Here is a 13,401-nt window from a genome sequence, read left to right on the forward strand (position 1 = left end):
CGCTCACCCGGGCAGCAGGGCGGCGAAGTCCGGCTCGAGCAGGTCGCGGACCTTCGCGTACGGCCCGGTGAGCTGGTCGGACGTGCAGGCGCTGCCCTCCGTCGACCAGTTCACCTCGAAGTGGTCGGGCGCGAGGAACACCGTCGCGTACGGCGGGCCCTTCTGCCGGCCCCCGTCCACGGTGGGCTCGCTGCTCGGCAGGAAGTCGGACCGCTGCGGGGGATGGTCGCCCATGCACCCGTCGGGGCCCCAGAACGTCCCCTCCTTGCTGGTGAGGCGGCTCCACAGCACCTGGAGACCGGCGGACGTGAGCGTGCTCGGCTTGAAGATGTCCTCCGCCGTGTACGCGCGGCCGGTCTTGAGGTCCAGGGTGACCGCCCAGCCCGGCAGCGCCCCGTCGGCCGGGAAGCAGTACCGGTTGTCGGTCTTGTAGACCACCGAGATGAGGGACGGCCCCCGCACGCCCATCCGGACGGCGGTGCTCACCCGGCTCTGCCCGCTGCACTGGGCGCGGGACCGGGCCGTCGCCTGCCTGATCCTGTCGATGCTCCAGTCCAGTGGGGCGCGCAGCTCCTGGTTGATCCTCCGCTGGACGGCCGGGTCGCGGTGCCCGCTGATCTGCGCGTACTGCGCGCGGACCGCCACCGGCACGCCGCTGAGCGTCTCGTTCTGGGTGGACACCGTCGCCGCGACCGGACGCACCCGGGGCTCGTCCCGACCGTGCCCCGCGGAGTAGACCGCCGTCCCGCCGGCGCCCGCGACGACCGCCGTCCCCGCCACGGCCACCGCGACTTTGGCCCCGACCCCGGCAAGAATCCCCGACCCCGCCGCCGCAGTACCGCCCGCTCCAGCCGCCGCTCCGCCTGCCGCCGTCGTCCCGCCTGCCGCCGCCGCCGCTCCGCCTGCCGCCGCGGTTCCACCCGCCGCGACCGCGCCGCCTGCGGCGACGGGCGCGATCCCGGCCGCGGCCAGCGGGAACACCGCGGCGAGTGCGACCGCCGCGCCCGCGAGGGCCTGGACGCCGCGCGCCTCCCAGTCCGTCCCGTACGCGGCTGTGGCGGCGGACTCCAGCTCCTGGACGAACACCGCCGCGCCCGCCGGACGCCCGTCGGGCGTCTTGGCCATCCCGCGCGCCAGCAGTTCGCGCAGCCCGTCCGGGACGTCCTCCACAGGCGGCGGCGCGTCCAGGTGCCCGCTCCTGAGCGCGCCCAGGTCACCGGTGAACGGACGGCGCCCCGTCAGGCACTCGAAGAACACGCATGTTGCCGCGTACACGTCGGCCGCCGGGGTGACCGGCTCGCCGCGCCACTGCTCGGGCGCCATGTACGCGGGGGTGCCCGACCGGTCCTGCTCACCCACCGGCACCGCGATGCCGAAGTCGATCAGCTTGCTCAGCCCGTCCGCCCGCACCACCACGTTCGCCGGCTTGTAGTCGCGGTGCACCACGCCCGCCGCGTGCGCCGCCGCCAGCCCCGCCAGCGATCCCTTCAGCACCAGGAGCGACTGCTCCGGGGTGAGGCTCCCGTGCTCGGCGAGGACGCGCCGCAGCGACACCCCGTCCACCGCCTCCATCACGATCGCGGCGCCGTGCTCGCTCTCCACCAGCCGGTACAGCCGCGCCACGTGCGGGTCGGCGACCTGCCCGAGCAGCCGGGCCTCATGCCGGAGCCGCGCCACGTCCCGCCCGGCCGCCGACGTCACGTACTTGATCGCGACCGGCGCCCCGGACTCCTCGTGCCGGGCCAGCACCACCCGGCCCTGCGCGCCCGCGCCGAGCTCCCGCACTTCCGCGAACCCAGCGATCTGCCACTCACTCACCGGACATCTCCTCCTTGGACGCACATCGCCGCCCATTTTCTGAGATGTACGGTCCCGTGTCCGGGTTGTTCGCATGACGCCGCCGGGACGGATCTGGATGGTGATCGGCGGAGGCGGCGACCATCAGGGATTCGCGCAGTGGACCTGGAGCGCGTCATCGCCGGTGCGCCCAACGGCTGGACGCCGACCGTCCCGGCCACCCGCGGCCCGTGCTGGTGCACCTACCGCAAGCCGAGAGCAGTCGGGCCGCCTGAACCGGTCGGGGCCGGGCGTTCCCGGCCCCGGTCTGGTCGGCCTGCTGTGGTCGGCTCAGCCGTCCAGATACAGCAGCGCCGTGATGGTCTTCTTGCATATGTCGCAGTGCATCGGGGCTTCCTCGCTGGCGAGGTCGGCTTCCACGGTGGTGATGCGGTCGATGACGCCTGTGGCGCGCTCGGCCTCGAACGCCGCCCGCCATCGCGTGGTGTTCTCGGCCAGGTCGGCGACGTAGCGGGCGGTCATCTCGTAGAAGGCCCGGACGCCGTGCTCCTGCATATAGCCCCAGTTGAACTCCAGGGACCGGAGCGCGATGGGGAACGGGTGGTGCACGAGGCCCTGCGCCCAGCGCTCGGACACATCGGCCACGTCCAGACGGGAGGCGCGCTCATCCAGCACCGCCCACATACCCGAGGCGTCGTACTCGGCGGTGACAGTGGCCAGCAGCGTCCCGGCCGCGTCCAGGTTGGCCGCCTTGCGGTCGAACAGCGTCAGCGCCTCCTCAGCGTCGGGGCCGCCGGGCTCCTTGCGGGCCGCATCGATGGCCGTCTTGAGCTGGACGGCGTATGCGGCCTCCCACGACAGGTGCTCGCCGAACGCGTTCCAGGGGTCGGGGAACCCCTTGTCAGCGAGGGCGGTGAGGATGCGATCTCCCTGCACACCCATGTCTACCTCCGATGGTGGATCGGGTCGGGTATCTACATCCTGAGCTTGTGATCCAAGGTCGTCACGAGGCCGCCGACCGAAACACGCTCCTGGTCGCCGGTCTCCAGATCCCGGATCGTCACCGCGCCTTCGGCGTGCTCGCTGTCGCCCTGGAGCAGCGCGTACCGGGCGCGGCGGTCGGCCGCCCACTTGAGCTGCTTGCCCAGCTTGCGAGTCGAACCGAGGAAGATCTCTACCGTGTGGCCTGCGCCCCGGAGCGCCTGCGCGAACCCGAACGCGTCGGCGACAAACGCCTCGCTCATCACCGTGACCGCAACGTCGATGCGGTCCGCCGCCTCGTCGGCCGCGCCCAGCGCGCCGATGATCCGCTCGACGCCTATGGAGAACCCGCATGCGGGCACGTCCGGACCGCCCATCGCCTTGATCAGGTGGTCGTACCGGCCGCCCGAGGCGATCGAGCCGGACAGGCCCGGCGCGACCACTTCCCAGATCGCCCCCGTGTAGTAGTCCAAACCGCGGACCAGGTTCGGCGCGAACTTGAGGCGGTCCTCACCCACGTGCGGCCCGGCCAGCTCCAGCAGCCGGTCAATCTCGGCGAGTCCTTCGGCGCCGTCCGGGTCGTCCTTGAGTACCGCCTGCATCCGCTGTACGGCGTCGTCGGCGGTGACGTCGTTCACCAGGTTGTCGGCGGTCGCCCGGTCCAGGCCGCGCGCCTCCACCAGCTCGGCACTCACCTCTGCCGGCGGAAGCTTGTCCAGCTTGTCCAGCGTGATCAGAGCGCCCGCCGCGCGATCGGCCGCGACGCCGTGCACCTGCATGAGCCCGGTCAGCGCCTTGCGGCTGTTGACCAGGATCGCGAAGTCTCGCACGCCCATCGCATCCAGCGCGTCAGCGCCCGCGCACACCACTTCGGCCTCCACCAGCGGCGAGGACGACCCCACCACGTCGATGTCGCACTGGGTGAACTCGCGGAAGCGGCCCTTGCCGGGCCGGTCGGCCCGCCACACCGGGCCGATCACATAGCGCTTGTAGGGGGTGGGGAGCCGACTGCCGTGGGCGGCGACCACCCGCGCCAGCGGAACCGTCTGGTCATAGCGAAGCGCCATGTCCGCCTCGCCCGACCCCTCGTGCACCCCCCGCTTGAGGATCTTGAAGATCAGCTTGTCGCCCTCGTCGCCGTACTTGCCCGTCAGGGTCTCCAGGCGCTCGAACGCCGGGGTCTGCAACGGCTCGAACCCGTACCGCTCGAACACCGTCCTCGCCGCGTGGAAGACCCGCTCACGCTGACGCAGGTCGGCCGCGACGAAGTCCCGCGTACCCGACGGCGGATCGAACTGCTGCGATGCCATGGAGAACCCTTCTGGAAAGCCCGTTGGAAGGCTCCCAACGTAATGGAGCGGCCCCCTTCGCATGGGGAGTCCAGACCGGGCGGGAGCGAAAGGGGCGCACCTCCCGCTCGGCGTCTGGATGGGGCCTGGGACCGTGCTCGCCCTTGGCCACAGGACCCGCGCCCGCGCGGCCTGCGCGCGGACGAGCTTCTAGGACGCCCCGCCCTGCGACACCCCGGCCCCGCCGTCACGCGCACGAGCCGCTCACCGAGCCTCTCGACCGTGAGCTTGTGCCCATGCAGCATGACCGTCAGCGCGGTCACGAACGCCGCCTCGCGATACCCACCAGGGCTACGCCGTGACGATGGTCCGCGGCCTGACCCCCGAACGTCTACTGGAGAGGCTGGATGCCCGTCCGGCCGATCCGCCCTGCATCACCGGTGCCACCGACCTGTACGAGCACTGGATGCACGAGTGGGACGAAGACGCCGTCGTCGGCGTCTTCGCGGCCGACGGCTGGGCGGTCGCCTTCGAGCCCGATGCCGGCCTGTGCATCGACTCCGACAGCCTGGCCCGGCTGTCAGAGGGATCGGCGAGAACCAGTAGACGGTGACGCCCTCGAGGAGATCGATGGCCGCCTTTCACGATCGCGAGGCAGACTGAAGGCATGAACCTTGCCGAGCGTCTTCAGAGTGTGAGGAAACGTCGTGGGCTCACCCAGAAGGATCTTGCCTTTCACTCCGGGGTCTCGCTGTCTCTGATCAGGAAACTCGAGCAGGGCGAACGGGAGGACACGCGGCTGGAGACCCTCCGCAAGCTGGCGAAGAGTCTTCAGGTGTCGACGTCCGATCTGATCATCAGGCCGGAGCCCGGGGAGATCACCTCCGGTGAATGGGAATCGATCAGGGACGCCCTTCTCGGGCTGAACGGTCGGCCGGACGAGATGCCGACCGCGGCGGGGGTGGCCGGCGCGGTGGAAGCGGCCGAGGTCCTGTTCACCGACAACAGATTCGACGAGCTCGGAGAGTTGCTCCCGGCGCTGTTGCGGGACGTGCTGGCCCTGGGGGACGGAGAGCGGCAGCTCCGCTCGCGCGGGGTGCATCTCGCCGCGCACCTGCTGATCATGGCCCGGCAGTTCGCCGCGGCCGAGATCGCGCTGCGCAGGGCCCTCGACGACGCGCCCGGACGGTTCGAGGAGGCGGCGATCATCAACACCCGCTGCTGGCTCCTGATGCGGCAGGGCGACCTGGCCGGGACGCTCGACCTGGCCGCACGCTGGGCGGACGAGGTCGAGCCGCGCGTCTCCCGTGCCACGCCGGAGGAACTAGCCACGTGGGGCGGGCTGCTCCTGCGCGTCTCCACCGCGGCGTCCCGGAACAACGAGCCGGGCGAGTCGGCGGACGCGCTCAGGTTCGCCCAGGCGGCGGCGGTGGCGTTGAGGATCGAGTGGGCGCCGCCTTCCGACCCCCTGCGCGAATTCGGCCCGGTCGCGGTGGCCACGCGGCGGGCCGAGAACTACATGATCGAGGACAGGCCCGATCGGGTGCTGGAACTCGCGGCGAAGATTCCCAGGAGCGGCTTCCGGGCTCGGGCGTCCAGCCGGAATCGCCACCGCCTGGACGTGGCCAAGGCCAATATGAGACTCCATCGGTACGCCGACTCCTTCGAAATCTTGAAGGAGGTCCGGGTCACCAGTCCCGAGTGGATCGACAAGCAGCCGATGGCGCGCGACATCCTCGGGCAGATCGTGGCCAAGCGCCGGACCCTCACTTCCGAAATGCGAGAATTGGCAGATTTCATTCATCTGGAGTACTGATCTGAGCCAACAACTGTCCGGGGTAGTTGCGGTCGGGATCCACTGTTAGTGCCAATGACATCGCTTCGGCGGGCTCTTATGGTCATGGCCCATGAGCCTCGGCAAGGAGTATGAAGTCGCCCCCGCCACGTTGGTGATCAAGGCTCGTCCGGAGGCGGTGAAGCAGGTGCGCGACTTCGTCGGGATGGTGTTCGGGGCCTGGGGGCTCGACGACCATGTCGCCCGGACGGTCGCCAGCGAACTCGCGACCAACGCGATCCAGCACGGTTCGCGGTGCGGCGACCCGGTCGTCGTGCGGGTGTTCCGGCGCGAGGACGGGTGTGTCGTCGTGGAGGCGTGGGACTGCTCCGACCTCCGGCCCGTGGTGCGTCCGCCCGACCTCGGCGCGGAGGGCGGACGGGGCCTGCAACTGCTGGAGGCGCTGGTGTCCCGCTGGGGGACCCGGCCGCTCGACGGGCGCGGGAAGGTCGTCTTCGCGGAGCTGGAGCCGGTCGCGCGGGACGAGATTATATAAGCAGTTTAAATAAGCTGCTGATATATTGACCGGCATGCCAGCACAGGACGAACAGGGCCTCGACGTCGGCGACCTCGCCGTGGTGCTCGGGAAGTTCACCCGGGGCTCGATCCGGCTCCCCGCGACCGAGAAGCACACCTTCACCACGCTGTCGGTCCTGCACACGCTGGTCCACAAGGGGCCGATGCGGCTGACCGCGCTGAAGACGACCGAGCAGATCACCCAGCCCGCGATCACCCAGCTCGTCAGCCGGCTGGAGCGCGACGGGCTGGTGGAGCGCCGGCCCGACCCCGCCGACGGGCGCGCGGTGCTCGTCCAGGTGACCCCGGCCGGTGCGCGGATCATCCAGACCCGGCACCAGGACCGCGTCCGCCAGTTCTCCGAGCTGGCTGAGGCCCTGACCCCTGAGGAACGGCACGCCATCGGCGCCGCCCTGCCCGCGCTGGCGAGGATGGCCGCGCTCATGGACGTCGAGCGCTGAGCCGCCGCCGTTCTCCCGTTTTGAAAGGACTCCCATGACGCGATTTCCGCTGGAACCGACGCCCATTCACGTCCCCGACACCGTCCTGGACGACCTCAAGGCGCGGCTGCGGCTCACGAGGTGGCCCGACGACGTGGGCAACGACGACTGGCACTACGGCGTCGCCCGCGGATACCTCCAGGAACTCGCCGAGTACTGGCTCGACGAGTACGACTGGCGCAAGGCCGAAGCCGCGATCAACGCCTACGAGCACTACCGGGTGAGCGTCGACGGCGTTCCGGTGCACTTCATGCGCAAGCCCGGCGTCGGCCCGAACCCCACGCCGCTCATCCTCACGCACGGATGGCCGTGGACGTTCTGGCACTGGTCGAAGGTCATCGACCCGCTCGCCGACCCCGCCGCGTTCGGCGGCGACCCGGCCGACGCGTTCGACGTCATCGTCCCCTCGCTGCCGGGCTTCGGCTTCTCCGCCCCGCTGCGCGACCACCCCGACATGAACTTCTGGAAGGTCGCCGACCTCTGGCACACGCTGATGACCGACACCCTCGGCCACGCCAAGTACGCCGCCGGAGGATGCGACGTCGGCGCGCTGGTCACCGGCCAGCTCGGCCACAAGTACGCGGGCGAGGTGCACGCCGTCCACATCGGCTCCGGCCTGAAGCTCGACTTCTTCAACGGTGACCGGGCCTGGGACTTCAGCGGCGGACGGCCGCTGCCCGAGGGGCTGCCCGAGCCCGTGCACCAGCAGGTCGTCGCCCTGGAGCGGCGCTTCGCCGTCCACCTGGCCGCCCATGTCATCGACCCCAGCACCCTCTCCTACGGGCTCACCGACTCGCCGGTCGGCATGCTCGCCTGGATCCTGGAGCGCTGGGTCAACTGGAGCGATAATCACGGCGACATCGAGACGGTCTTCTCGAAGGACGACCTCCTCACCCACGCCATGATCTTCTGGGTGAACAACACCATCGGCACCTCGATCCGCTACTACGCCAACGCCAACCGCTATCCCTGGACGCCCTCCCACGACCGGTGGCCGGTCATCGAGGCCCCGACGGGCATCACTTTCGTCGGTTACGAGAACCCGCCCGGCGTCACCACCGGGCAGCGGGTCGAGAGCTGGGTGTCCGGCGACCGGTCCGGCTGGTACAACCACGTCAACCTCACCGCCCACGACGCGGGCGGCCACTTCATCCCCTGGGAGGTCCCCGACGGCTGGGTGGACGACCTGCGCCGGACGTTCCGCGGCCGGCGCTGAACGACGCCGCGGGCCGGGTGCCGGACGTCCCGGCGCCGGGCCGGCCTACGGCTTGCGGCCGACCCCGCAGAGGGTGGACGTCCGCGGCGAGCCGCCCGGGGTCTGTGTCTCCGGGCGCCAGTCCTCGCAGGCCACCACGCCGGGCTCGGCCACGTCCAGCCCGTCGAAGTACGCCTTGATCTGCTCGGGCTTGCGCAGCCGGTACGGGACCGCGCCGGTGTCGTCGTACTCCTGCTGCGCCTGGTTGAGCGCGGCATCGGCGTCGGTGCTGTCGTACAGCGCCAGGTAGCTGCCCGGCGCGAGTCCCGCCATCAGCGTCCGGACGATCGACAGGGCGTCCTCGTACCGGTCGACGTGCCCGAGGACCCCCATGAACAGCAGCGCGACCGGCCGGTCGAGGTCGAGCCCGCCGCTCGCGAGCCCGAGGATCTCGGCGGGGTCGTTCAGGTCGGCCTGGATATAGCTGGTGGCGCCCTCGGGCGTACTGGTCAGCAGGTCCTTCGCCTGCTCGAGCACCAGCGGGTCGTGGTCGACGTAGACGATGTGCGAGTCGGGCGCCACCCGCTGCGCGACCTCGTGGGTGTTGTCGGCGGTGGGCAGGCCCGTCCCGCAGTCGAGGAACTGCCGGACGCCCGCCTCGCCGGCCAGGTACCGCACCGAGCGGCGGAGGAACTGCCGCCCATTGCGGGCGATGTTCACGATTCCGGGATACACCCGAAGATATTGATCACCGGCCTCCCGGTCGACGGGGTAGTTGTCCTTGCCGCCGAGCCAGTAGTTCCAGATGCGCGCGGAATGCGGCACGGACGTGTCGATCAAGGGCGAGCGCTTGGGCGATTCGTCAGCCATGAGCGGGCCGGCCTTCCTCGTGAGTGATCCCCGTGGGATGCCATTCCCCGAGTCGGCCCGGTCGATGCCCCGCCGCCCGCCCCGGCCGACCGGGCGGGGGCGGCGCGCCCGGCGGTGAGATCATGAGGTGAGATGCCTGCTCAGCGGGCATATGACCGGAAACGGGCGGATGACGGGTGAGGAGTGAGATGGCGACGGTCGTGCTGATCGGGACGCTCGACACCAAGGGGCACGAGTACGCGTGGCTCCGCGACCGGCTGGGCGCGCTCGGGGCGGACGTGATCCTCGTCGACACGGGCGTCTGGCCGCCGTCCGGGACGATCGCCGACGTCACCGCCGAACGCGTCGCGCGGGCCGGCGGCTCCGACGTCGAGACGCTCCGCTCGGCGGGCGACCGCGGGGCCGCCGTCACCGCGATGGGCGAGGGCGCCGCCGCCGTCCTGAGCGAGCTGCTGGGCGAGGGCAGGGTGGACGCCGTCCTCGCGGTCGGCGGCAGCGGCGGGTCGTCGATCGCGGCGCGGGCCGTCCGCGACCTGCCGGTCGGGCTGCCCAAGCTGATCGTCTCGACGATGGCGTCCGGCGACGTGTCGCCCTACATCGGGGCCAAGGACGTGACCCTGACCTACAGCGTGGTCGACATCGCGGGTGTCAACCGGGTGTCCCGGCTCATCCTCGGCAACGCCGCCGCCGCGGCGGCCGGGATGGCGCAGGCGTACGCGACCGAGCCCGCCGCCGAGGGCGACCGCCCCCTCGTCGCCGCCTCGATGTTCGGCGTCACCACCCCCGGCGTCGACGCCGCCCGCGAACGCCTGGAGGAGCTCGGCTACGAGGTGCTGGTGTTCCACTCGACCGGCTCGGGCGGCCGGGCGCTGGAGAGCCTGGTCGGCAGCGGCCTGCTCGCGGGCGTCCTCGACCTGACCACCACCGAGCTCGCCGACGACCTGGTCGGCGGCGTCCTGTCGGCCGGACCCGACCGGCTGACCGCCGCGGGACGGCACGGCGTCCCGCAGGTGGTCGCGCCGGGCGCGCTCGATATGGTCAACTTCGGCCCGCGCGACACCGTCCCGGAGCGCTTCGCGGGCCGCCTGTTCTACGAGCACAACCCCACGGTCACCCTGATGCGGACGACGCCGGACGAGATGGCCGAGCTCGGCCGCCGGGTCGCCGCGAAGGTGGCCGCCGCGACCGGGCCCGCGGCGCTGCTGGTCCCGCTGCGCGGGGTGTCGGCGCTGGACGCGCCCGGCCTGCCGTTCCACGACCCCGAGGCCGACGCGGCGGCGTTCGCCGCGATGCCGGCCGCCGAACGGCTCGACCTGCACGTGAACGACCCGGAGTTCGGCCGCGCCATGGCCGACCGGCTGCACCAGATGATCACAGGGGGCTCCGCATGAACCGCTCGACCGTCCTGGACCGGCTGCGCCGCTCGGTCGCCGAGCACCGGCCGGTGATCGGCGCGGGTGCAGGCACCGGCCTGTCGGCCAAGTGCGCCGAGGCCGGCGGCGTCGACATGATCATCATCTACAACTCCGGCCGCTACCGGATGGCGGGCCGGGGCTCCCTGGCCGGGCTGCTGCCGTACGGGGACGCCAACCAGATCGTCGTCGACATGGCCGCCGAGGTCCTGCCCGTCGTGCGCGACACGCCCGTCCTCGCCGGGGTCTGCGGCACCGACCCGTTCCGGGTCATGCCGCGCTTCCTCGACCAACTCAAGGCCATGGGCTTCGCCGGGGTCCAGAACTTCCCCACCGTCGGCCTGTACGACGGGGTGTTCCGGCAGAACCTCGAAGAGACCGGCATGGGCTTCGCCCTGGAGGTCGAGATGGTCCGCCTCGCCCGCGAACGCGACCTGGTCACCGCCCCGTACGTCTTCGACGAGGACCAGGCCCGCGCGATGGCCGAGGCCGGCGCCGACGTGCTCGTCCCGCACGTCGGCCTGACCACCAAGGGCAGCATCGGCGCCGGCACCGCGCTCACCCTGGACGAGGCCGTCACCCGCGTCCAGGCGATGCGCGACGCCGCCGCGTCCGTGCGTCCCGACATCCTCGTCCTGTGCCACGGCGGGCCCATCGCCGAACCGGACGACGCCGCGTACGTCCTGTCCCGCACGCAGGGCGTGGCGGGTTTCTTCGGCGCGTCCTCGATCGAGCGCCTCCCCACCGAACAGGCCATCACCGCCCAGGTCAGCGCCTTCAAGAACCTGGAGGTCTGACCCTCGCGCGAGGCCCGTCCGGAAAATTTCGTCGGCGGGGAGGGAACCGCGGGCGGCCCACTCGGCAACAGCGGATGACCTGATCCGAAGCCGAGAGGCCAGAGAATGAGCGATACGAGCCTGGCGGAGGCCGACGACGCCTCGTGCATCGAACGGTCCCGGCGCGAGCCGGAGGCGTTCGCCGAGGTCTTCCGCCGGCATGCCCCCGACATCAAGCGGTACGTCGTCCGCAGGCTGGGCGGCGACGCCGCCGAGGACGTGGTGGCGGAGACCTTCATGGCCGCGTTCCGGCAGCGGGACCGCTACGACCTGGCCCGCCCGAACGCGAGGCCCTGGCTGTACGGCATCGCGACCAACCTGATGCGCCGGCACGTCCGGACCGAGGTCCAGCAGTGGCGGCTCCTGGAGCGCACCGGCACCGACCCGGTGACGGCGCCGTTCACCGACCGCAGCGACGAGCGGATCAGCGCCGAGGCGACCCGCCGGAACCTGGCCGGCGCGCTCGCCGCGCTGCCCAAGGGGCATCGCGACGCGCTGCTGCTGGTGGTGTGGGGCGGCCTCAGCTATCCGGAGGTCGCCCAGGCGCTCGGCGTGCGCGTCGGCACCGTCCGGTCGCGCGTCAACCGGGCTCGAAAGAAACTCCGCGCGGAACTCGGCGGGATCAACCCGATGGCCATCGTGAGCGAGGAACCCGTCCATGAATGAGATGTCCGAGCTGGAACGGCTCCGTGCCGAGATCCCGCGCCCGGCCGCGGCCGACCTCCGCGCCGAGGAGGGGCGGCTGATGGCCGCCATCGGCGCCGCCGACGCGTCCGCTCCCGGCACGAGCCGCGCGCGGCCCCGGCCCCGCGCGCGTCGCCGCACCCTCGGCTTCGGCCTGGGGGCGGGACTGGCCGCCGGGGCGCTGGTCGCCGGGGCGGTGGTCGTCACCGGCGACCCGTCGCCGCACGGCGGGTCGGGCACGACGACGCCCCACCTGATGCCCGTGGCGTCGGTGCAGCTCCTCAACCGCGCGGCCGACAGCGTCCGCGGGCAGAAGGAGCTGCACCCCAAGCCCGGCCAGTTCCTGGTCTACGAGTCGCAGAGCACCAACCTGTCCGAGGACAACGACGCCGGACGGCACTGGGCGTACCTGACCAGGGAGAAGCGCAAGGTCTGGCTCCCCCTGGACGGCGACTCCACCCGCGGCTTCATCGAGGCCGAGAGGCTGGTGCCGAAGGCGATCCCCGGCGAGGCGATCCCGCCGCACGCGCTGAAGGAGGTCGGCCGGAGGGGCCCGGAGAAGCTCGCGGACACCGACGGCACCGGCGGGCGCACCGGCTACCAGGCCGTGAGCCGACTCCCCACCGACCCGGCGAAGATGTACGAGCACCTCTACACCGGCCTCGGCCACGACGCCCGCGCCGACTGGGACGCCTGGGGACGGGTCGGCGAGCTGCTCGGGGAGGTGTACCTGCCGGCGGCGCAGCGGGCCGCGCTGTTCAAGGCGGCGTCGGCGATCCACGGCGTCACCACCACCGGCAAGGCCGCGGACGCGGCGGGCCGCAAGGGCGTCGCCGCGTCGATGGTCGACCCCATCGGCGCCGAGCGGGAGGAGTACGTCTTCGACCCGAAGACCTACGACTTCCTCGGCACGCGAAGCGTCGTCATCAACGCCGGGAAGGCCAAGATGCCGGTCGGGACCGTCACGGGCGCGACGGCGCAGCTACGCGTCTCGCTCGCCGACCAGGCCCCTCCGGTCTGACCGGCCTATCCTCCGGGGCATGACACCCTGCTGGTGCTGAGGACCTCCGTCTCCGACGGGCGGCGCGGCGGGCTCGCCGCCGCGCTCGGCATCATCACCGGGTGCCTGGCCTGGGGGCTGGCGACGGCGGTCGGGCTGACGGCGCTGCTGACCGCCTCGCACGCCGCCTACGACGCGGTGCGGATCAGCGGCGCCGCCTACCTCGCGTGGCTGGGCGGGTCGGCCCTGTGGCGGGCGAGGCGGCGTGTCCAGGCGGAAGCGGGCCCGGGGGACGAGACGTGCGACGCCGTCTCGTCCCCCGGGCCCGACCCGTCCGGCCGGGCCGCCGTCGCGGCTTCGCGCGGACCGTTCGCCGCGTTCAGCCGGGCCTTCCGCGCGGCGTACGGGGTCAGCCCGAGCGACTACCGGGCCGCCGCGATCGGCCTCCACCGCCCGGACTGACCGCCCGGACCGCCGTCGCGGTGTC

12 protein-coding genes and 2 pseudogenes are annotated in these 13,401 nt (G+C 71.9%); 10 read left to right on the forward strand and 4 right to left on the reverse strand.

The annotated features are described in order from the left end of the window. Window positions 1–3: 3 nt before the first annotated feature. The 3 genes from OHA34_RS28430 to hisS all read right to left on the reverse strand — a co-directional run bounded on the left by OHA34_RS28430 (window position 4) and on the right by hisS (window position 4,088). Window positions 4–1,818 (reverse strand): serine/threonine-protein kinase, encoded by a 1,815-nt coding sequence (locus OHA34_RS28430; protein WP_329519445.1) that lies wholly within the window; start codon window positions 1,816–1,818, stop codon window positions 4–6. Window positions 1,819–2,127: 309 nt separating this feature from the next. Then, a complete protein-coding gene (locus OHA34_RS28435) occupies window positions 2,128–2,739 on the reverse strand; it encodes a hypothetical protein (protein WP_329519446.1) in 612 nt (203 codons plus the stop codon). 32 nt (window positions 2,740–2,771) lie between these two features. Continuing rightward, window positions 2,772–4,088, reverse strand: coding sequence for a histidine--tRNA ligase (gene hisS / locus OHA34_RS28440; RefSeq protein WP_329519447.1), 1,317 nt, complete (start codon window positions 4,086–4,088; stop codon window positions 2,772–2,774). Window positions 4,089–4,416: 328 nt separating this feature from the next. On the opposite strand from hisS, the pseudogene OHA34_RS28445 reads away from it, so the two are divergent. The 5 genes and pseudogenes from OHA34_RS28445 to OHA34_RS28465 all read left to right on the forward strand — a co-directional run. Further along, window positions 4,417–4,680 (forward strand): annotated as a pseudogene (locus OHA34_RS28445) (DUF6461 domain-containing protein); the annotation flags it as partial. Window positions 4,681–4,734: 54 nt separating this feature from the next. Further along, window positions 4,735–5,883, forward strand: a complete 1,149-nt coding sequence (locus OHA34_RS28450; RefSeq protein ID WP_329519448.1) for a helix-turn-helix domain-containing protein — start codon at window positions 4,735–4,737, stop codon at window positions 5,881–5,883. A 91-nt stretch (window positions 5,884–5,974) separates the two neighbouring features. Beyond that, window positions 5,975–6,397: an ATP-binding protein gene (locus OHA34_RS28455; RefSeq protein ID WP_285938363.1), complete on the forward strand. Its 423-nt coding sequence runs from the start codon at window positions 5,975–5,977 to the stop codon at window positions 6,395–6,397. 34 nt (window positions 6,398–6,431) lie between these two features. Beyond that, window positions 6,432–6,878: a MarR family winged helix-turn-helix transcriptional regulator gene (locus tag OHA34_RS28460; protein WP_329519449.1), complete on the forward strand. Its 447-nt coding sequence runs from the start codon at window positions 6,432–6,434 to the stop codon at window positions 6,876–6,878. A 34-nt stretch (window positions 6,879–6,912) separates the two neighbouring features. Further along, window positions 6,913–8,133, forward strand: a complete 1,221-nt coding sequence (locus OHA34_RS28465; RefSeq protein ID WP_329519450.1) for an epoxide hydrolase family protein — start codon at window positions 6,913–6,915, stop codon at window positions 8,131–8,133. A 45-nt stretch (window positions 8,134–8,178) separates the two neighbouring features. Here OHA34_RS28465 and OHA34_RS28470 read toward each other — a convergent pair whose 3' ends face one another. Further along, on the reverse strand, window positions 8,179–8,982 hold the full coding sequence (locus OHA34_RS28470) for an SAM-dependent methyltransferase (protein WP_285938360.1): 804 nt from the start codon (window positions 8,980–8,982) through the stop codon (window positions 8,179–8,181). A gap of 188 nt (window positions 8,983–9,170) precedes the next feature. Here OHA34_RS28470 and OHA34_RS28475 point away from each other — a divergent pair, with 188 nt between their 5' ends. The 5 genes and pseudogenes from OHA34_RS28475 to OHA34_RS28495 form a co-directional block, all read left to right on the forward strand. After that, complete coding sequence (locus OHA34_RS28475; RefSeq protein WP_285938359.1) at window positions 9,171–10,373, forward strand: Tm-1-like ATP-binding domain-containing protein; 1,203 nt, start codon at window positions 9,171–9,173, stop codon at window positions 10,371–10,373. Beyond that, window positions 10,370–11,191: a phosphoenolpyruvate hydrolase family protein gene (locus OHA34_RS28480; RefSeq protein ID WP_329519451.1), complete on the forward strand. Its 822-nt coding sequence runs from the start codon at window positions 10,370–10,372 to the stop codon at window positions 11,189–11,191. Before OHA34_RS28475 ends, OHA34_RS28480 begins: the two co-directional genes overlap by 4 nt. 105 nt (window positions 11,192–11,296) lie before the next feature. Then, window positions 11,297–11,896: an RNA polymerase sigma factor gene (locus tag OHA34_RS28485; RefSeq protein WP_329519452.1), complete on the forward strand. Its 600-nt coding sequence runs from the start codon at window positions 11,297–11,299 to the stop codon at window positions 11,894–11,896. Next, the gene (locus tag OHA34_RS28490) at window positions 11,889–12,935 is read left to right on the forward strand and encodes a CU044_5270 family protein (protein WP_329519453.1); all 1,047 of its coding nucleotides are present in this window, start codon (window positions 11,889–11,891) and stop codon (window positions 12,933–12,935) included. The genes OHA34_RS28485 and OHA34_RS28490 overlap by 8 nt, the downstream gene beginning before the upstream one ends. 21 nt (window positions 12,936–12,956) lie before the next feature. After that, window positions 12,957–13,376: pseudogene (locus OHA34_RS28495) on the forward strand (LysE family translocator); the annotation flags it as partial. Window positions 13,377–13,401 lie beyond the last annotated feature (25 nt).

Origin of the sequence: Spirillospora sp. NBC_01491, assembly GCF_036227065.1 — a bacterium.
Lineage (GTDB): Bacteria > Actinomycetota > Actinomycetes > Streptosporangiales > Streptosporangiaceae > Spirillospora > Spirillospora xylanilytica.